General features: G+C 58.1%; 16 protein-coding genes and 1 tRNA gene. 7 read left to right on the top strand and 10 right to left on the bottom strand.

Features of this window, described 5'->3' with window-relative positions; translation table 11 throughout:
• Nucleotides 1-377: 377 nt before the first annotated feature.
• Both E1B25_RS15545 and E1B25_RS15540 read right to left on the bottom strand, forming a co-directional pair.
• Nucleotides 378-953, bottom strand: a complete 576-nt coding sequence (locus E1B25_RS15545) for a DNA-binding protein (RefSeq protein ID WP_132830433.1) — start codon at nt 951-953, stop codon at nt 378-380.
• A 311-nt stretch (nt 954-1264) separates the two neighbouring features.
• Nucleotides 1265-4138: a DUF6538 domain-containing protein gene (locus E1B25_RS15540; protein ID WP_132830432.1), complete on the bottom strand. Its 2874-nt coding sequence runs from the start codon at nt 4136-4138 to the stop codon at nt 1265-1267.
• Nucleotides 4139-4238: 100 nt separating this feature from the next.
• Between E1B25_RS15540 and E1B25_RS15535 the strand changes: the two genes are divergently transcribed.
• Nucleotides 4239-4667, top strand: coding sequence for a hypothetical protein (locus tag E1B25_RS15535; RefSeq protein WP_132830431.1), 429 nt, complete (start codon nt 4239-4241; stop codon nt 4665-4667).
• Nucleotides 4664-5764, top strand: coding sequence for an AAA family ATPase (locus E1B25_RS15530; protein WP_132830430.1), 1101 nt, complete (start codon nt 4664-4666; stop codon nt 5762-5764). Before E1B25_RS15535 ends, E1B25_RS15530 begins: the two co-directional genes overlap by 4 nt.
• Before the next feature lie 797 nt (nt 5765-6561).
• On the opposite strand, the gene E1B25_RS15525 is transcribed toward E1B25_RS15530, so the two are convergent.
• Nucleotides 6562-7020 carry a hypothetical protein gene (locus tag E1B25_RS15525; protein ID WP_132830429.1) on the bottom strand — a complete coding sequence of 153 codons (459 nt, stop codon included), beginning with the start codon at nt 7018-7020 and terminating at the stop codon, nt 6562-6564.
• Complete coding sequence (locus tag E1B25_RS15520) at nt 7007-7717, bottom strand: hypothetical protein (RefSeq protein WP_132830428.1); 711 nt, start codon at nt 7715-7717, stop codon at nt 7007-7009. Before E1B25_RS15520 ends, E1B25_RS15525 begins: the two co-directional genes overlap by 14 nt.
• A 2041-nt stretch (nt 7718-9758) precedes the next feature.
• On the opposite strand from E1B25_RS15520, the gene E1B25_RS15510 reads away from it, so the two are divergent.
• The 4 genes from E1B25_RS15510 to E1B25_RS15495 all read left to right on the top strand — a co-directional run bounded on the left by E1B25_RS15510 (nt 9759) and on the right by E1B25_RS15495 (nt 13850).
• The gene (locus E1B25_RS15510; protein WP_132830426.1) at nt 9759-10376 is read left to right on the top strand and encodes a hypothetical protein; all 618 of its coding nucleotides are present in this window, start codon (nt 9759-9761) and stop codon (nt 10374-10376) included.
• Entirely contained in the window at nt 10376-12367 is a 1992-nt protein-coding gene (locus tag E1B25_RS15505) for a head maturation protease, ClpP-related (RefSeq protein WP_132830425.1), read from the top strand. The genes E1B25_RS15510 and E1B25_RS15505 overlap by 1 nt, the downstream gene beginning before the upstream one ends.
• 164 nt (nt 12368-12531) lie before the next feature.
• Nucleotides 12532-12762: a hypothetical protein gene (locus E1B25_RS15500; protein WP_132830424.1), complete on the top strand. Its 231-nt coding sequence runs from the start codon at nt 12532-12534 to the stop codon at nt 12760-12762.
• A complete protein-coding gene (locus E1B25_RS15495; RefSeq protein WP_132830423.1) occupies nt 12762-13850 on the top strand; it encodes a tyrosine-type recombinase/integrase in 1089 nt (362 codons plus the stop codon). The genes E1B25_RS15500 and E1B25_RS15495 overlap by 1 nt, the downstream gene beginning before the upstream one ends.
• Before the next feature lie 39 nt (nt 13851-13889).
• Here the strand turns inward: E1B25_RS15495 and E1B25_RS15490 are convergent.
• Nucleotides 13890-13964 (bottom strand) — tRNA-Gln (locus E1B25_RS15490).
• A 130-nt stretch (nt 13965-14094) separates the two neighbouring features.
• Nucleotides 14095-14646 carry an SH3 domain-containing protein gene (locus E1B25_RS15485; protein WP_206338560.1) on the bottom strand — a complete coding sequence of 184 codons (552 nt, stop codon included), beginning with the start codon at nt 14644-14646 and terminating at the stop codon, nt 14095-14097.
• Nucleotides 14647-14751: 105 nt separating this feature from the next.
• Here E1B25_RS15485 and E1B25_RS15480 point away from each other — a divergent pair, with 105 nt between their 5' ends.
• Complete coding sequence (locus E1B25_RS15480) at nt 14752-15738, top strand: 2-hydroxyacid dehydrogenase (protein ID WP_132830422.1); 987 nt, start codon at nt 14752-14754, stop codon at nt 15736-15738.
• Nucleotides 15739-16028: 290 nt separating this feature from the next.
• Here E1B25_RS15480 and E1B25_RS15475 read toward each other — a convergent pair whose 3' ends face one another.
• The 4 genes from E1B25_RS15475 to E1B25_RS15460 are packed head-to-tail and all read right to left on the bottom strand — an operon-like array spanning nt 16029 to nt 20043.
• On the bottom strand, nt 16029-16802 hold the full coding sequence (locus E1B25_RS15475) for an SDR family NAD(P)-dependent oxidoreductase (RefSeq protein WP_132830421.1): 774 nt from the start codon (nt 16800-16802) through the stop codon (nt 16029-16031).
• Nucleotides 16803-16845: 43 nt separating this feature from the next.
• On the bottom strand, nt 16846-17991 hold the full coding sequence (locus E1B25_RS15470) for a thiolase family protein (RefSeq protein WP_165937637.1): 1146 nt from the start codon (nt 17989-17991) through the stop codon (nt 16846-16848).
• Nucleotides 17992-18016: 25 nt separating this feature from the next.
• Nucleotides 18017-18442, bottom strand: a complete 426-nt coding sequence (locus E1B25_RS15465) for a Zn-ribbon domain-containing OB-fold protein (protein WP_132830419.1) — start codon at nt 18440-18442, stop codon at nt 18017-18019.
• Nucleotides 18439-20043 carry an AMP-binding protein gene (locus E1B25_RS15460; protein ID WP_165937636.1) on the bottom strand — a complete coding sequence of 535 codons (1605 nt, stop codon included), beginning with the start codon at nt 20041-20043 and terminating at the stop codon, nt 18439-18441. Before E1B25_RS15460 ends, E1B25_RS15465 begins: the two co-directional genes overlap by 4 nt.
• Between the last annotated feature and the right edge of the window lie 2 nt (nt 20044-20045).

The following is a 20045-nucleotide window of genomic DNA, read 5'->3' as shown; positions in this document are numbered from 1 at the left end:
AGATCTGGGGATCGGTTGGCAATTGAGACAAGCCGGTGGACCTTGCAGGGAGAGATACTACTCGGGAATCGGATCAAGCGGCATACCTTGAGCGAGGCCCTGGGGCGGGTCGAAATCCACACCGACCGGCACCCGGGCCTTGCCTTTGCGCACCGGGGATAGATCCCCCACTGGCGCAACGCTCGAAATGATCTTGGGAGCTGCATGCAACTTAGGACTCAGCGGCACCCGCTGGGATGGATCCATGCCGAAGCCGGCGCGAACCACCACTACGACACCATTCCAGTGTTTTCTATCAAGAGTGCCCACCGCATGACGACCGGCAGAGCTGTCACCTTGGCCCCATTCCAAACCCACCGTGAGCGGGCTTGGATCGACTATTCTGCTCTTTCGTTCGCCTTGAAATTGTTGAAAAACAATGGCGTCAAAATTGCATCGCGTTCCTCGAGCTTTGCGTTTGCGATCTCAACATCCCGTTCACGCTGTCCCAAGAGGCCCTCCAGCTTGGTCGCGCGAAGTTCGGCTTCATGCGCGATTTTCTGAGCCGCTCCCAGATCCCGTTCGAGTTTCTCGTTTTCGGCCTCAAGGTTGAACAGTGCGGCCTCACGTTCTTCAATCTCCGTCTCCTTACGCGCGATTTCCTCGGCAAAGCTCTTCCGCGCCGCTACGTTGTGCTCATCAGCAACGCGGTGGGCCTGAACCCATGCGGTTTCAAAGATTTCTCGTACCTCGTCAGGCATTTCCGGCGCTGCCTCAGCCTGCCGGCGATCTTCTGCCCGGCGCTCACGCACGATGCGTACAGCTGGACAGAGCTTGGTGTAGGAACCACCAATTTCGCCGCGAATACCCTCAACCGTAGGTTTTCGGCCGGCCTTCTCGAGCGTTTCAAAGGCCTTCTCAACCTTTTTCAAGAGAGCCATCGGCGTGTTTGCAGGTTTTGAGGTCGTGGGCATGATGTTGTCCTTCCCGATAGTAGTAATGGGTAGTAGCGGTATTACTTTCACTACTGCGTGGCGGAGATCGCTACTGACGAAATTGGCCCATCACTCCGTATGCGGAAAAAAATTTTGGCTCCGGACCTGACAAGAAAATCTGAATGCGCCGCCCGGGACATCATTGCAGCGACGTCGTCAACAGCGTTGGGAGATGAACTGCGGCACAGCCGCATCAAACAGTTCCCAAGTGGCGCAGCTGGGCCACGATGGGAAAATGGCTAAGCTACACCGCTCAGCGAGACGCCGTCCAAAACAGCAACAACCTCTGCTCAATACACTTCCGGCTGCCGAAGCCTCTTGGGACGGTGAATCTCCACGACGGTTTCTTTCCGCCCCACGCGCACTTCGCACGCAGGCACGGGCGCGACATCACCGGCAGCGAGTAGAACCTCGTTCATTCTGAGCCTCGCGTCTTTTGGCAGTGTTCCGAGCGCCCCCTTGACCCGGCTCCCATCCTCGGCGCGCACGAGAATCCGTCTGCGCATATCGAAGCATGTGGCTGTCTTCAAACGTGCCGTGTTCAGGTCCTCTACGGTTTGCAACAGCAGATCATGCTTTCTTGGCAACCCTGCATCGGCCGACGCTCCTTGTGCGATATCGAGATACCGATTCCCGGACAGGAATTTTTCGCCGACGACTAAGCCTGGGCGGGGTTGCCCGTCGCCCCGTTGAGCGCCGCGCAAAGGGAACACGCAAAGAACTGTTTGGCCCACCGATGTACCAACTTCTTCCGGCAACCTTGCGGCTTGTGGTCTCACCGAGGGCGCGTCAGGTGCGAGGTCGCCCGACAGGCCTTCTTCCTGACGCTCCACAGCCGCAAATGGATCCGAGATCACCGGACGTCGAACCTTGGCCGTCACATTTTTCTGGTCCTCGTCAGCGAAGATCAGCAAGTGTTGAAAGGCGCGCATGGCTTCTTCGCTGGCGGGCAAGGCCAAATCGTAGGCCATTTCCAAATCGACCAGTTGCGTTGCGCATTCCTGCGCGCTTCTCGATGGCGCATCGGTAAGGCTGCTCTTCGCTTGCAGATTCGCACCGTCCAAGCGTGCCTCGAACAGGATTTCTCCGGTATCGCTGTCAGCAACACGTACGCCCGCGATCTGCGCATCGTCCTGCAACTCGATATCAACCGCAGCAGTTGGCAACAGGAGGGCCGAGCATCCCGTGATGAGCGGAAAGCCGACCCCCTTTTCACGCCCGACCTTGATGCCGTAATCGACACGATCGAGCATGTCTTTCAACTCCAACAAACCGTCATCGGAGTAGTGACGATCGACTGTCGTCCCCTCGAGATGCCCCAGAATGCGTTGACGCACGCCCGTATCTACGCCCGCGTGCAAGAGCTTCGAGGCAAGCGTGCGCCGCATCGCGTACACATCCTCGTGCGGGCACTCGATCTTCAGGGTTCGGAAGATATTGCGCAGCCGGCCGCCGAAAATCTGGGATTTCTTGTCATGTGATTTGTCTTCCGGAATCTCCGGAAACGCCCAGATTTCCTTTTGCCTGATCTGGAAGCGAACCCATTGCAGGAACCCCAGATCCAGCAGAAGCTGAGGGATGGGAATAGAGCGCCGGGACTGCTCGTTCTTCAACAAGGAATACGTGTCCGCGACCTCGATACAATAGACGCCGTTCCGGCGCACAACAGCTGTCAAAGGCAACTGCAGGATTTCCTCCGGCCGGACCCCCATTGTGATCATGATCAAAGGCACCCAGTAGAGCGCATCCCTGACGATGACCCGCTTGCGCCCGCGCGCGCGGCGTCCCCTTTGTTTTTCCGAACTTGCCCCTCGATAAATTGGCGAAAGCAACAGCTTCGCAATATGCTCGATCGACCAGGAACGGCGCCGTTTCGGACGGGAAACGCGCCGGGGCAGACCGCATGAGGTTTTCGCGTTCTTGTGCCACTTGGCGATCGCGTCTTTCAACTGCTTGTGTGACGGCACGATCCGCTCGTCATCGTCGAGGTCGCGACCAACACGGCGGTTTCCGAGTGCGGCCGCGACGATCCTCTGGAACATGTCCCTCTGAACGATGAGATAGCCGTCAGTAAGGCGCGGGGTCAGATCGTCGACAAGGCGCCGCCGCTTGTCGGGACGGGAAAGACTGTCATCCGCCAGAACCGCCTCGATGATAGCGGCGTCCCGCTCATCGGCGAGGATGCGCTCTTCACTCGGTCGCAGATCCCGCCCCTCCTGGTTGAACCGGTTCTTGCCGTGACTTTTTCCCCAGTGCTTCGGCAACCACCAAAGAAACTCGAGGAATTCCTCAACCCGACCGTAGGTCAGCGTCGTCATCGCGATATCGCCGAAATGATCAAGCGCCAAGACGCCGACGGTTCGGATCTTGACCTCGACCGAGGCCGGGGCAGCATCCGCGGCTTTCTCGACAGCCTCCGACAGCCTCATCGGTGGCCTCAACGCGTCCCTACGGGGGAGCAGATCATGCTGGGCGAGAAGGTCGCGCCCGAGGTGCAGCGGATCGTCGCAAGTCTCCTCAACCTCGGCCTCCAGTTCCAGGAGCCGCAGACGTGTCAGCAAGAGCTGCCGGGCAATAGCCGGTTGTGAAAGGTCCTGCGCCTGGATCTCGAACCCTGCGACACAAGGGGCCGCGACGGCGGGTGCGGTGGACCAGTCGCGCTGGCGCAAGGCGAGTTTTATCTCCCTGAGTTCCGCCTCGATGGATGGCAGGCGCTCGGTGTCCAGCGTTGAGGCCACAGGTGCCTCGAGGTCTTCCATCATCTTCTGCACAGCGCTGCGCACCATCTCGCGCAGCAGCGATCGAGTCGTTTCGGCACAGACTGGCCGGTCGGCAAGACAAGCGATCAATTCCCGTTCTCCCTCTTCCACAGCCGCACGCAGTTTGCAGGACCGCGCGGCGGCGACGGAGAGAACGTCGGTACGAAGAGAAACAGACAGAAACGCGGGCGCGCCCAGATGTCTCAGATTTTCCGGCCAGCGCCGGCGGAAATGAAAAATTCTGCTTCTTCGGACAAGGTGCAGCCCCCACTTCCTGCGGGCATCACGCCGGCCGTACCCCCGGGAATGTGAAGCATTTTGTGAAGCACCAAGACGTGCAGACGGGAGGCTGGCCGCTTGATCAACGGCTATCCCATTGGGAAGTATGGATTTTTTATGGATCATGGCTGGGGTGGTAGGAACGAGTAGTTCTATTCACTCCAATGAGTTGGAATGTCGAACCTGCCAAAATACCCTTCTTGAAACATCACAGGAATCTTCCCCCGTGTCGAACTCCATCCCGGAGCTTTCGCGGGCGGTCAAATTCATTTTGAAGTGTATCGCCGCACTGGATGAATATGAAGTTGAGGAACTAGCGTATGAAATTTCACCGGACGACGCCGATCAATTGGCTATCCAGATTTTGGAGGAAGCCTGCGCAACACGGGAAGCTTGGGGCGGGGGCTCCCTCTTTGCTCAAGTCGCGGAAGAATACTGCCGCAACCGCTCGGCTGATCCTCATCCTGAAATCGAGTGTGATCTTCCTGATTTTGATGATCCCGATTTCGTGACCAAGATCCAACCCGACAGCGCCCCCCTGCCAGACAGGAAACGGTTGTTTGTCAGGTTGTGGAATGGCTTTGAACTTGAGGACAAGCGGGCATTTCTGTCGCGTGTGGACCCCAAAGGCGTGTTTAGGCAGGTGGCGGCATGAATGACTTTGACAACGTTACGCCGATTAGGAGCGATCCAGCACTATTGAAGCCAAAAGCCAAGGAACTGCTGGCAGCCGCAACATGGGCGGGGAATTTCGAGCCCTCCTTGAACCGGAACTATCTCGTTAAAGGCTGGTTGGACAAGGGCACTCTCACGGTTGTCTTTGGTCAGTCCAACGTGGGCAAATCGTTCTTTGCGCTCGATTTGGCGCACCACATTTCCAAGGGCGAGACTTGGGGCAATCGCCGCGTCAACAAGGGCAATGTTCTCTACATCGCGGCAGAGGGCGGCTCATCTTTTCCGAACCGGGTTTCCGCTCTAGATGATCCTGAATTCTGGGTCATTGCCGTGCCGGTGACTTTCGCAGGCAAAGCCTCTGATGCGGTATCAATGGTCGAAATGGTACAACACTTGGCGTCACAGACCGGAAGGTTTGACCTCATCGTTGTCGATACCCTGTCGCGCGTAATGGGGGATGGTGATGAAAACACCGCGCCAGATATTGCCGATTTGGTCAGGAATCTCGACGTGCTGCGGCGTGGCACCGGATCGAATATCATGCTGATCCACCATTCCGGCAAAGATGTTGCGCGGGGCGCGCGCGGGCATTCATCGCTGAGGGCCGCTGTCGATACTGAGATAGAACTGACCCGCGATGACATCGGGGTAATCACCGCAGAGGTGACAAAGCAACGGGACGGCCCGACCGGATACAAGTTTTCCTATTCTCTCCAGCAGATCGAGTTGGGGTGCGATCAAGATGGCGATCCCGTCACAACCTGCCTTGTTGAGCCGATCAGCGCAGGTGAAACCGACGGGGCGCAAGTCAACGGCCCCGCTCTAGCCGCGCTCAACGCCTTGGAAGTGCTTCTTGATGAGCGCGGTGAAATCCTTCGCGACCCTCGCTATCCCGGCACCCCCTGCGTGAACCACAAAGAATGGATGGAGGCGTGTATTGCAGGCGGCCAACTATCCAGTTCCGAAAAGCGAGAAACCCACCGGCGCATTTTCAATCGTGAGGTCGAAAACTTGAAAAAGCGTGGATTGGTCTCCATCCGGGATAATCGCGTCTGGCGACTTAATCCTGTAGATTAACATCAGGTTGCCCAGTTGTTCTCAGATTACAAATCAAGAAGTACTCAGATCAACATCAAAATGGAACGACGGCAACTCCCTAACGTCTTTCCTCTTTCTCTTTGGCGGCCAGCTATCCCTCTCGGACAAGCGGGGACCCCGTCAGCGAATCTTTAATCGCGAAGTCGCAACGCTCCAGCCCAATGTATTTGTGTCAGTTCGCGACCATCTGGTTTGGAAAAATGCGCTCATCCCCAAAATAGTCTTTCGCGCAACCAATCACGTCTATATGCCCCCCCCAAAAAAGGGTTAGCATTCTTGTGCTATGCGGTTAATCTACAGCTCTTGCCCAAGCTTTACTTCTAACACACTTACCCAAAGGTAAATCAAAGTCATAACCACTATCCCAGTAAAACACACTGCGATATTTGGCCAGACTTCCGTGGCAGCTTCTGAAAGAGAAAACTGAGCTTTCAGACCGGACTGTTCATTTAGATCAAATGACCTGATTCTTGGCCATCCAAACACTGAGAACCCTCCTGCGGCCGCGGAGTACATTAGAATAGCTCTCCAACCGAAAACCGTCAGCCTTCGCATTGTGGGGCAGTGGAAAGCCCAATAGAGAAATACTCCGATCACAGCAATAATTAGAAAGCTAAGCCCCAACAATATTGCTTTGACATTTACATTGTTGATCTGCTCTAGGGCCTCACTGGGAGTGACATACATGAATACCAGAAGGCCAAAAAATAAAACGCCGCCAACTGCAAGAATCGCGATAGCGAACGTCTTATTTTGCCCTATCGACGAGGAAGAAGTCACTGCGGGAGACTATCGCTTTGAATGAACTTTATGGACTTCCACAGCCGAAAGGCCACTAGGCCAATGATTGAAAAGATAAAGAATGCCGAGAAGCTCGGCACCAAATATTCTGGCCGTCCGGCGGATAACTCAAGGAGGAAAATAAAGAACGCAATGACCACAATGGCCCAAGACAATATCATAGCGCCATCGATTGCCAAGTTAATCCAACCAGAGAGGACGGGTCGGTTTGATGCCTTTGTTTGGGGAACCTTCAATTGCCGACGCGACTGAAGGGCAATACGCATAAATTCCAACTCTGCAGTTCGAGAACCATACTTCTTTGCGCCTAGAAGCACGGCTTCGGCCACAATGGTTCCGACTTTGTTTGTCGTGTAACCGGCCGAACACAAAACTTGCTGTTCGGCTCCGGGCGCCACTTCGTAACGACGTGATGCTAGTTCAGCTAAAGCCATAAGTTTCCTCACCAATTACAAAAATATCTGCACCGGTTTTTTGCCCGAAGCTCTCTTTTGCACATTCAGCTTTTTGTTTTGCCTTCTCAAGCTCAGCAATCAACTTCTTTATGTCATCTAAGTCGAGCGCCAAGCTTACTTCCTGCTCGCCCCCTTGCCCCCCGCTTCCCACATACTGAATTCGCAATGTTTGCGTCACTATCGCACCGGCGATAGACGCGTGATCACCGTCGAAGACTGGCCTTACATCAGTAATAACATTTGCCGAGGCGAACACTTGCTGGAAGTCTGTACTCAGATGCAGGGCCTTTGCTGGAAGCCTAACGCTTTCGCATTCAAGTAAGCTCAGAAACTCTACTCTAACCTCATCAAACCAAGCAATTGTAGCATCGGCAAACTCAGCGACTCTCATTCCCTCAAAAAGATCATCCCAAACAACCTCTGAGGAAACTTTTTCAACGCGTCGAAACGTCGCAAGAGAAACTAGCTGTGTACACAAGGCAATGGAGAATTCGTCATTTCCCGAAAGCTCTTTGACAGTGTCGAGCAGAGCAGAAGCGCGAATCGAAGGGGCGGCTTGCTTCGACAGCTTCCGTGCGATTTCACGGAAGTCGTCTGTTGTGATGCTGGCGACTGTTCTCAGCGCCTTAGCCTGGTGCGGCGCAATCCTCAGGTAGCCCACGACAAAGCCTCTCACGGTTCCTCCTGCTGCATTTCCCCCTGCGGAACAGAAAGAAAAGCGTTGATGGTGCTTAGATTCTATTGTCGTGGGGGCTGTCAACGCTCTTTTGTGTCGGTTTCTCATCAGGTCCAAGGTGTAGGGGCCGCTAGAAGCTCCGCCTATAGAGCTTATGTGGACTGGTGGGGTCGAAGGGGCGCGAGAAACCTTTGAGGCACCTCAGACCTCGCCTTCGTGCCTCTCAAGGGCATTCCCGTTTCTGAGGCAGGACAGTCGGCCGGATGTTGAGCGCAAGCATAACCAAAAAAGACTGTTTCAGTTCTGTCAGAAGTCGTTCGCTGGAAATTTCGCGGTTGCTGCCTTGCTGGCGCGAAAGATTCGGTGGCGACTGCCAACAACTTGAAACGCTAAAAGTTGAGACACATGCAGATTTAGGAGGTGTAGAACAGGACAAGGGGGGCACCCCCCTACGGGGGGTGTCCCTCCCCCCGTGTCCCATCCCACTATCACCGGGACAAGTCGAGACATGGCGGGACATATTGGATTTGTCCTACATGCCCACCCCGTCAACGCTACTGACTGCACCAAAAAGGGCGCGCTGCCCTTCCGACGCTCTATGCCTTGCTTGAGAGTTTTGGCTATTTGTCGCGCCCCATTCCCGCTGCGCTCGCATCTGGCAAAGCAGGTCAAGCGAGGTGGCCCGATGCTGGTGTTCGCCTGCGCTAGAGGGAGAAAACTTCGCGTTGATCCGCGCGTTCGCCTTGGGTCCTTCCGGGGCACCGAGCCCACGCGGGTAATTCGCACCCCACGCCCCCTCCGTAAGTGGGGTAAAATAATACCTACTTATTGAGATTGTTGTTGTTGTTCAGTGCGTTGCACGACAGCCCAAACAACTTCCTCCACGGCGAACTCGGAAGGTTACCTGTCGATAGTTCAATCCGATTCGGGATCAACTTGGGACTAAGGGATTTGCTTGGGATTAGTGTGCTCCACTAGTCCCAAGGTCAAGCCCTTGTTCTTATTGGATTTTATCCCAGATCTTCTTCAAATGGGACTATGGGAGTAATAATCCCGTATACGTATAGGGAAATAAGGACACACACCAAATTATTCACATGTAGAGGCCCAGAATACTAACCCCAATGGTCCCTTGATCCCAATTTTTTTGTTAAGTTTTTGATATACTTATGTAATCACCAAAAATTCCCGAGATTACTAATCCCAGCCCAATCCCAATTATGCCCCGTTAGTCCCAACCCGCGGGCCTAAGCCCGCCCGAAATCCGCGATGCAGGCTATCATCCAAGCGCACCAGATCTCAAATCTTCACCATTTCCCGAATGCGCTCGCCGCCGCTAGGCGGCCAATGCGCACGTTCTATTCGACTACGAGGCGAACACCGGCGCCTCCACCGTTTGGGCGTATGAATTCAATGCCAGCCGCCTCTAGCGCCGCTTGAACAGCTGAAACGTTGTTCGCAAGCCCGGTTGCCTCACCGGGGCTAGCTTCCATCCGGCGAAGGGTAGGCACCGAGATGCTTGCAGCATCGGCGAGCTCAGGCTGCGACATACCTATCAGCGTTCTAGCGGCAGCGATCTGCCTACCCGTTGGGTGATATTTTTCGCTCACTTTGATCATTTCCTATTGATCTTGGACCGTTTTGATCTAATCCTATCAGTATGAATTAAAGGTATCACCTTTTAAGGTTTGCGACAACAAACAACGAACTAAGGAAAATCGTTATGCCCCATCATCCTGACTTGGCACTTACCTCTCCAGCTGAGCGCCTCAAGACCCTTGCTAACCTTGTGGAGCTGGCCCTGTACGCCCCAGAGGGCGAGGTAACGCATGGAGGACGTACTGCACTGCAACTCGCTGCGAGGGAGGTTGTCGTTCTAACCGGCGAAGTCACCAAAGGCGCTATAGGTTCGCCTTGCAACTGCGGCAGATTTCAGCGTTTGCGCCCTAGCAAACAAGAATGCGAACAAAGTTCGCGAATCTCTTGACGTGCGAACTTTATTCGCGTATATTGCGAATATTATTCGTGAAAGGATAGAGATATGAAACTTGGAAAACTCATCGAACTGGCAGGGGGAAGCAAGAATGACTTCGACGGTGCTAAGCGTCGGGAGCTGCTGCCATTCAAACCGAAGGTCGGGTACTCGGCAAATTCCGATGGCAAAGTAAGTACTTTCGTCCAGCACGGGCCATACACGCTTGCCGATGCGGTTCTGTTTAAGGTGTACTTGGATTTGGTTCGCTCTGGCATGGTTGGAAAAGACGCCCGTGCATTTGCTCGCGCAGTCGGAAGCTTTGGACACATTCCTCGTGGCATTTCGAAGGTCGATCACAAGACACCAAATTTCTTGGATCATGCGGGCGATGATTTGTGGATCGCGCGAGAAGTCTTCACGGCGAACCACTTCTCAGACCCAAGACTTGATCCCAAAGACGGGCAGTACTTCGAAGTCAAACACTGGGCGGGCACACGAAGCGACATTGATCAGTTCATCGCAATGCAGAATGCCAGCCAAGTTGAGGATGAGCGCCAAACCATGTCGCTACACATCTACAACCTTTCGAAATCTGTCCGCGAGGTTAGGAATAAGGCAGATGTTCTGGGCATGGTCGAAGCCAAAGATAAGGGGCCGTATCGGGCACCGGCTGGTTTTCTGTGATGGCCCATGAATTGGCCCTCAATGGCATTGTTGGCATCGACTTTGATGCCGAGACCGTATCGGACGCTCTGGCCCTCATTTCCGGCCCCGTCCGTATCCGCTTGAACTCTGGCGGCGGTATTGCGTTTGACGGAACTGCGATCCACTCAGTTCTGTCTGGCTATCGAGGTCACAAGACGATCACCGTTCAAGGTATCGCGGCAAGCGCGGCTTCCGTGATCATGATGGCTGGTGATCGGATTGAAATGTCTGCCGGATCAGTTCTTATGATCCACGATCCTTCTCAGGACATCACCAGCTATCGCGGCACCAGCGAAGAGCACCGGCGGGTCGCGGAAAGTCTGGACAAGATTTGCGATGCAGTGGCGCAAATCTATGCGCAGCGGTCAGGTAAACCGATCAGCGAAATCCAGAAAATTATGGCCGCTGAAAGCTGGTTCACGCCGGAAGAAGCTGTCGCGGCAGGCTTCGCGGATGCTGCCCCCGCCGATGGCAAACAAGCGCCCCCGGCGGAATTTGACTATCGGGCTTATGCCCACTCCCCTTCAAACCTGATCCACATGTCCGTTCAGAACGATTGGATCAACGATTTTTCAAAGGCACCGATAATGGCAAATCAATCGACAGTCCAAGCCGACATTTCCGAACCCAAGGTTGCTCCGGCTAGCCTCGCACCGGTCATGAGCGCAGCGGATCGCAGCGATCCTCGCAAAGAGCTCAAACGTGTGACCGCCCTCACCAACTTGGCAATGCAGCCCCTTGCACAACGCGTTGGATCCACAACCCGGCTGGAAGGTTGGATTGACGAAGGAGTTACTTTTGAAGCAGCTCAAGCGTTCGTATTGAGCGAGCTTGCTGCACAAAGCCCCGTAACTCGCCGGTCGTCCGATGAAGCTCGCTCTTGCGGAGTTTCAGTTGGCCACTCTTGGGAAAGCGGTGACGCGCTCAACAGCAAAATTGTTGATGGCATCTATTCGCGTGTGAACCGCGCACATCAACCGACGATGGGCCGCGAATTCGCAGGCGCGTCTCTTTCCGAGATCGCCGACATTTGCTTGCAGCAAAATGGTAAGAGCACCGCAATGGCCTCTGTCGCCTCGCGGGTGGAAATGGCGCTGCATGGCACCAGCGACTTCCCCAGCATCCTGCGTGACGTGGGCAATATGTCCCTGTCGAATGCCTATGAGGCGGCGCAGTCGGCTATCAAGCAAACTAGCCGGGAAATCGCGGCCTCAAATTTCCGGTCTCTGCACTCCGTCAAGGTGTCAGCGGGCCCCGATCTTGAGGAAGTCAACGAGCATGGCGAATTCAGGTCCGGGACGGTTGAGGAAGGTGATGAAACCTTTGCCGTGAAGACCTATGGCAAAATATTTGGGATCACCCGACAGGCCATCGTCAATGATGATCTCGACGTGTTCTCGAACATGTTCCCGCTTCTGGGTCAAGGTGCCGCCAATACCGAGGCGAAACTGTTCGCCGGGCTGCTGGAAGAAAGCACGGGACTGGGGCCTAAGCTCTCGGACGGCAAGACGCTTTTCCACGCCGATCATGGGAACCTCGCGCAAGCGTCGGCAACGCTGTCGGTCGCAAGTCTGGGCACCGCACGGGTCGCGATGCGTCGCCAGACGGGCCTCGCAGGCGATTCTATCAATGTGGTCCCGGCATTCCTTGTGGTGCCGCCCGAACTGGAAACGCTTGCAGAGCAAGTCCTAACCGAGATCGCTGCCAGCGAGGTGGCGAATGCAAACCCGTTTGCAGGCAAGCTGAAACTGCTTGTTGAGCCGCGCTTCACCAGCGCAACCGCTTGGTACTTGTGCGCGGCCCCCGGTGCCCCTGATGGCTTGCAGCACGCCTATTTGGACGGTGTGACGGGGCCTCAGCTTTTCACGCGCGAAGGCTTTGAGGTGGACGGTGTTGAATACAAGGTTCGTATGGATTTCGGCGCGGGTTTCACTGACCATCGCGGCTGGTACATGAGCCCTTCTGCCTAAGCTGAGGGCGCGGCACACCGCGCCCGTACTTAATCGTGTGGCGGGGGGTTGTGCCTGTTTCCACATGTAGCGGGATGTCTGGTTGTCGATATGCCAGCATCCTTGACGGTCCCGGTGAGGTTTTTTCCTTTTCCGCACCGGGACGCACCCACCGGGAAATGAACATGTCAAACACTGCAATTCAATCCAGTATTCCCGCGATCTGTGTCAGCAAGCCCAGCGCCGCCGCCATGCTCAATCTGTCGCCCGGCAAGTTTTCGGAGTTGGTAGAGGCTGGTGCGATGCCGAAACCGCGTTGTGTTGGCTCTCGCCGCCTTTGGTTGGTGACTGAGCTTTACACCTGCGCAGCGGCACTGCCATCGCAGGACGAGGAAGACACTTGGGGCGATCTCTGATGGCTCGCCGGATCAAACGGGAATTTCCTGGCATCACCGCATACTTTGATCGGCATCGGAAACGCCGCTATCGGTTCCGCAAGAAGGGGTTCTCCACTGAAATTCACGGTGAGTACGGATCGAGCGAATTCCGCCAGAACTACGAAAGAGCCTTGAGCGGCTTCCAATCGCAGGAGATCGGCTCACCCGCGACAAAGCGTGGAACGGTCAACGCGCTTGCGGTTTCATATTACAAGAGCCCTGAGTTCGTGTCGCTCAAGGACAGCACCAAGTTGACCTATCGGCGGGAAATCGAGCGGTTGCGTGAGGATCACGGCCATAGGCTCGTGATCCAAATGAAGCGGCAGCACGTGATCAAGCTGTTGGAACCTTTGACTGATCGACCATCTGCCCGGAACAATCGTCTGAGGATGCTTAAAATGCTTTTGAACCACTCGGTTGACATCGGTTGGACAACTGCAAACCCAACCTCTGCAATCAAAAAAATGCGAACCAACGCGCATGGTTTCCACACATGGGCTGAGGATGAGTTGCAAAAATTCTTTGTGCATCACAAGGCGGGTTCCGTGGCGCACACAGCGGTCACGCTGATGCTCTACACCGCCTGCGCTCGGTCAGATGTCGTCAAGCTCGGATGGCAAAACCTAAAAGGCGGTCGTTTGCAGTACCGTCGCCAAAAGACTGAGGGTGTGTCCTCTGTGCTGATTGATATTCCGGTGCACCCGGAATTGCGAAAGGTGATCGACCAACTGCCGACAGACAAGCTCACCTTTCTGGAGACCAGAGGCAGGCGGTCGAGAACGGCAAACGGGCTAGGCACGGCCATGCGCAAATGGTGCGATGATGCCGGGTTGCCGAATTGTGCAGCTCACGGCTTGCGCAAAGCCTGTGCCACACGGCTAGCAGAGGCCGGGGCGACAGAGCGGGAAATCATGGCTTGGACGGGCCACACGTCGCCAACGATGGTGCAGGTCTACGCGGGCAAAGCGCGCCGTGGTCTGCTGGCAGATCACGGGTTTGAAAAGCTAATCCAGAACGAACAGGGTTCAAAAATTGACGAACCCAACAAGAAAGGTTCGACAAAGTGATCAGAAACATGAATGAAAACAGCCGCATGGCTGGAACATTGGCTGGGGTGGTAGGATTCGAACCTACGGTACACGCTACCAAAAAGCGTTGCCTTACCACTTGGCTACACCCCAACGATGTGTGGCTTCCTACTCGGCTTGTTCGGGCTGTTCAAGAGCCATTTGGCAAAAAATGCGGTAAAAATATTCGCCGCATGGGCTGCATGGATCACGGCCTCGTGTGACGCGCGACGCGGGCTCTGGATCAATCCCGGATCTCGTCCGAGGTGATCCCCCAAAGGCCCGTTTTCTGCGCCCAGCCCCGATATCCGCCAGCCGATATGCGACACCAGTCGAGCGTGCATTTTCCAAGACGGGCGACCACGCCCAACTCGAACCGGGCGGCCACCGGGGCCGCGCTGTCGGGACGTGACCGCACCGGCAGCATGTCCTGCTCCACCAGCACCGTGCGCACCCCGGACAGCAACGCATAGTGCACCCAGCCGCCCGCACCGTCGCGGTCCTGCACCCGGCGCCAGTGGCCATGTTCAGCCGTGATCTGCAGCGGCATGTCCCGGCGCTTGAACACCCAGTCGATCCGGTGGGTCAGCGACGGGCCACGGCGCACATTGCCCTCGCTCGTCTTCAGCGAGACAAAGCGCGGCAACGGCAGGTTGGTCACCGCCCCGCGATCGCCGGTTTGCTGCGCCTGTCCGGCACAGGCCAGAACGACAATTGCAACCGCCGCGACGGCGGCGCGTTTCAGTCCGATCGAAACATTCACTGACAGTCCGCCCGCATTCACAATGTGCCTCATGACGAAAAGCCTGCGTCATTTGCGCATGGGGTTCTTGTGCCCCGGCCCGTCCTGCGCCACGATGCCACGACGCGGGCGGTTTTGAAAAGCGTTGGAGGAGCATAAGTGCCAAGAGAACGACTGAGTGTTGTTGTGACGCGACGGTTGCCGGAAGCGGTCGAAACCCGGCTGAGCGAACTGTTTGACGTGCGTCTGCGCGAAGAAGACACGCCAATGACCCGGACCGAGCTGATCGAGGCGGTGAAAACCGCCGATGTTCTGGTCCCCACCCTGACCGACGCGATCGACGCCGGGCTGATCGCGCAGGCCAGTGACAAGCTCAAGCTGATTGCGAATTTCGGGGCCGGAGTGGACCATATCGATGTCGCCACCGCACGCCAACGCGGTATTCTGGTCTCGAACACGCCCGGCGTCGTGACCGACGACACCGCCGACATGACCATTGCCCTGATTCTGGCCGTCACCCGCCGCATGCCCGAAGGGCTGGCGATGATGCAACGTGGCGACTGGACCGGCTGGGCCCCCACCGCGATGCTGGGCGGGCGGATCGGCGGGCGGCGGCTGGGCATTCTCGGCATGGGCCGGATCGGTCAGGCCGTGGCCAAACGCGCCGCCGCCTTTGGTATGCAGGTGCATTATCACAACCGCCGCCGCCTGCGCCCCGAAATCGAAGAGGCCTATCAGGCTACCTATTGGGACAGTCTCGATCAGATGGCGGCGCGGATGGACGTGATTTCCATCAACTGCCCTTCGACGCCCAGCACCTTTCACCTTATGAACGCCCGGCGGCTCAAGCTGATGAAGCCCAGCGCCGTGATCGTGAACACCTCGCGCGGCGAGGTGATCGACGAAAACGCTCTCACCCGGATGATCCGCACGGGCGATATCGCCGGAGCCGGGCTTGACGTCTATGAACGGGGCGCCGAGGTCAATCCGCGCCTGCGCGAACTGCCGAACGTGGTGCTGTTGCCGCATATGGGCTCGGCCACGATCGAAGGGCGGATCGAGATGGGCGAGAAGGTGATCATCAACATCAAGACCTTCGAGGATGGCCACCGTCCGCCCGATCAGGTGGTTCCGTCGATGCTCTAGCTGCTCTTGCGGTGGCAGGGCGCGGGGTCCCCCGCAGACCCTGCGCCGGGATTTGAACGACGGGGTTTGAACCACAGGATTTAGACTACAGGATTTGGACAGCGGGCGCTGATTTCGATCTTGCGCCCGGAGCAAACCGGACACACGCCCAAACGCCGATTTGCAGCTTTGGCATAGCCGGCGTCCGGGGCTTCTGGCCCGATCTCTCGGTCGCCGAAAACCGGACGCCGCGATACGAGGATCGCCGCGTCCGGTTGTTTCGCTGATGGCGCTCTGCGATCCCCGACTGGTCAGACGGTGGTAAAGCCGCCATCCACGGTCATCACTGCACCATTGACAAAACTCGCCGCGTCAGAGCCGAGGAAGCTCACCAGTTCGGCCACCTCGGACGGTTTGCCATAGCGTTGCATCGGCACCATCTGCGTCATCATCTGGCGAACCGCGCCGTCGGGCATACCGGCCCCCATCCCTTTCTCGACATCGCCCATCATGCGCGACTCGATAGGCCCGGGATTGACCGCGTTCGAGCGGATCCCCGCCGCGCCGCATTCGGCGGCCACGGTGCGCATCAGGCCAAGCACAGCGTGTTTCGTGGCCGTATAGCCGCAGATCAGCGGGGTGCCAACCAACCCGCCGACCGACGAGGACACGATGATCGATCCACCGCCCGACTCCAGCATCCGGGGCACAACGTATTTGTATCCCATGAAGACACCGATCAGGTTGATATCGACAATCTTGCGAAAGTCCTCAGTCGGATAGTCGCCGATGGGATGGAAATCGCCCTCAATCCCGGCGTTGTTGAAAAAGATGTCGATCTTACCCCGCGCCGTGATCGCCGCCTCGACATAGGATTTTACCGCAACCTCGTCGGTGACATCGGCCACCACCGTGGTGCACTCGGGAATGTCATCGGCCAGCGCCTTGAGCGCGGCAGGGTCACGATCCACCGCCACGATATGCGCCCCGCGCGCCGCCATCAGCCGGGCGGTTGTCCCGCCGATGGCCCCACCGGCCCCGGTGATCAATGCGGTTTTCCCTGTCAATCTGGTCTTGTCGTCCATGGGCTTCTCTCCCTCTCCCTGAAAATATGGCGGGCCGCCGCTGTCAGGCGGCCGTTCGTTCGATGATTGCGATGGTGCAGGATTTGGTGTCGGCGTCCTTGTCCCCGCCCATGCAATGGGCCAGACCCAGCGCGCCCGTGCGCGGCGCCGGTCCCGCGTCAAGATAGCGAGCCACCTCAATGATCTGGGCGACCCCCGTGGCCCCGATGGGGTGACCGCGCGACATAAGCCCGCCCGAGGGGTTCACCGGCGTACAACCCGCCTCCCCCGCCAGCAGGCGTTCGGCGTACCGCCCCCCCTGCCCGACCGGGCACAGGCCCAGCCCCTCGTAGTGCAGGATCTCGGCGATGGAAAAGGCATCGTGACATTCCACCACGCTCAGATCTTCCGCCGTGATGCCGGCACGTTCATAGGCGATCCGCGCGGTGCGTGTATCGGTCTGCCATTCCGAAAGATCGGCGACCTGATCGTATGCGCCACTGGTCAGAACCGAGGCCCGCACCCGCATCCGCGCGCCCAGTTCGCGCGCCAGCCGGTCATTGACCAGAACCATCGCCGCCGCACCGTCGGCAACGGGCGAACATTGCAACCGCGTCAGCGGATCGACCACCATCGGCGCGGACAGCACATCCGCCAGCGTGATCGGATCGCGCATCATCGCGCGCGGATTGCCAGCAGCGGCGCGACGGTTCTTGACCGAAACGGCGGCAAGCTGCTCTGCCGTGGTGCCGAAACGGTCCATATGACGGCTGGCGCGCAGGGCAAAACCCGCAGGCGTCACCCGGCCCAGCAGCGTATCGGGCAGCGTCTTGCCCGAGTCGATCAGACCCAAGGCCGGGTGAAACATCTTCTCCGCCCCGACAACCAGCGCGGCGTCCACCTCTCCCGAACGGATCGCCATACCGGCGACGTGAAACGCTGTGGAGCCCGAGGTACAGGCGTTTTCCACATTCAGCACGGCACAGCCCGCCAGCCCGACATGGGCCAAGGCGTCCTGCCCCACCGTCAGGCTACCCGTCAGGCGGGCGGCCAGCGCATTGGCGAAAACCGCCATGCCGATACGTCCGGGCGACAGCCCGGCCTCCAACAGCGCCTCACGCGCTGCCGTCGCGGCCAGGGCCTCCAGCGAGGTATCCTGATGGCGACCAAACGCGGTCAGGCCGCAGCCCGCGATCCAAGGGGTTGTCATGGTCATCTTTTCCTTCTCGAAGGCCTCAGGCCGCGACGAAAACAGGCCGCAGGCAGGGGGTGCCCTCGTTATCTGTTCCAAACGGCTGCAGGGTCAGCGCCACCGCCCGGCCCGGCACCATTGCGCCGGCATCCTGCGGGGCGAACAGGCCAAAGACCCGCACCGGGGCGGCGTCGAGATCGACAAAGCCGATCATATAGCCCTGCGGCAGATCATAGGGCGGGCGCACCCGCACCCGGGTGACACAGTTCACCCGCCCCGCGCCGGGCAGCAGCACCTCTTCCGGGTCCGACATGTCGTCGCCGCAATACCGGCGCGGCGGGAACACCACCGTCTCTGCACACCGCCCGGCGCGCAGCCAGACCGTGCCCGCAGAATCGACATGAAACTGCTGCGCCAACTCGGGCGGCAACTCGGGCCCCACGGGGGCCGCTGAGGGATCGCCCGTCATGCCCGCACCTCGACCGTTGTCTCGGCATCCCCGGTTTCAGCATCTTCGGTTTCGGCGTCCCAAGTGTCGGCCGTCACGCCCTCGGACTTGAGTTTGTGTTTCTCTACCCGGGCGGTCGCCGTCTTTGGCAATACCGGCACAAAACGCACGTAGCGCGGCAACATGAAATCGGCCATCTTGCCCTGACAATAGGCGCGAACCGCCTGCCCGCTGACCTGTGCGCCGTCGCGGGGAACAACGCAGATCATCACGTCATCCTCGCCCAGATCCGACGGCACCGGGATCACCGCACATTCCACCACCTCGGGCATCATGTTGATCACCCGCTCCACCTCGAACGAGGAAATATTCTCGCCCCGGCGGCGCAGCGCATCCTTGTCGCGGTCAAGAAAGAACCAAAAGCCATCGGCATCGCGTTGCAGCAGATCGCCGGTGTGAAACCACAGATCACGGAATGCCTCGACGGTTTTCTCAGGCATCTCCACATATTCGATCATCATCCCGTTTGGCCGCTTTGGCCGCACCAAAAGCTCGCCCGGCGTATCCGGGGTTTCGATCGCGTTGCCGTCCCGCCCCATCAGCATCAGGTCATAATGCGCGGTCTGGCGCCCGCAGGAGCCGGGCCGCTTGCGCGCCGGGTCACTGGTGATGGGAACGCCGATCTCGCTCATGCCATAACCCTCGATGAGCGAGACACCGAAACGGGCCTCGAAGGCTTCGAACAGCCCTTTGCCAGCCCCGGCCCCCATCATCACCTGCAACCCATGGTCGCGGTCCGCCGGGCTTTCCGGCGCCTTCATCAGAACCGAAAGGATGGTGCCGATATAGTTGAAGGCCGTGCAGCGATGGTCCCGGATGTCATCCCAGAACCGACGCGCCGAGAACCGGTCACACAGCACCGTGCGTGCGCCAGCCATCAGTGCCGGCAAGGCGCTCAGCACCTGTGCGTTGCCGTGGAAAAGCGGCAGCGCATTGTACAGGCAATCGCCCTCGCCATAGCCGGTGGCCTCGCAGATCTGGCGCGCCGCGTTCAGGGCATAGCCCTGCGGCATCAGCGCCCCCTTGGACAGGCCCGTCGTGCCAGAGGTGAACATGATCGCATAGGGATCACTTGGCGCGACCGCGACCTCTGGCGGCACGTCCTCTATCGCCATCACCGCATCAAGGGACACGGCACCGTCCATATCCACAGGCCCCCGCACCACCATGCACGGCGGGGACGCCAAGTCGGCCGCGGCCTCTTTGAACGTCGGGATCAACCCGGGCTCGATCACGATCACCCGCGCCTTGGACAGCCGCAGCATATGCGACAGCACCGCGCCGCGATGCCCGGTATTGAGCGGCACCTCCACCGCGCCAAGGCGCGACAGACCGAACCACAGCGCGAGGTATTCGACACAATTGTCGATCATCAGCGCCACCCGGTCGCCCTTGCCCACACCGATTGCGGCCAACCCGGCGGCGGCCCGACGGCTCATCGCGTCAAGATCGGCAAAACTGAACGCGACATCCTTGAAGGTCACGAACGGCGCCTCGCCATAGCGGCGGGCCTGCTGCGCCAGCAGGTCGTGGATGGTTTGCGCAGTCATCGGATCTGTCATCG

Origin of the sequence: Antarcticimicrobium sediminis (assembly GCF_004348975.1) — a bacterium.
Classification (GTDB): Bacteria; Pseudomonadota; Alphaproteobacteria; order Rhodobacterales; family Rhodobacteraceae; genus Antarcticimicrobium; species Antarcticimicrobium sediminis.
The sequence above is the reverse complement of the archived record's forward strand: the minus strand, read 5'-3'. Positions and strand labels throughout refer to the sequence as shown.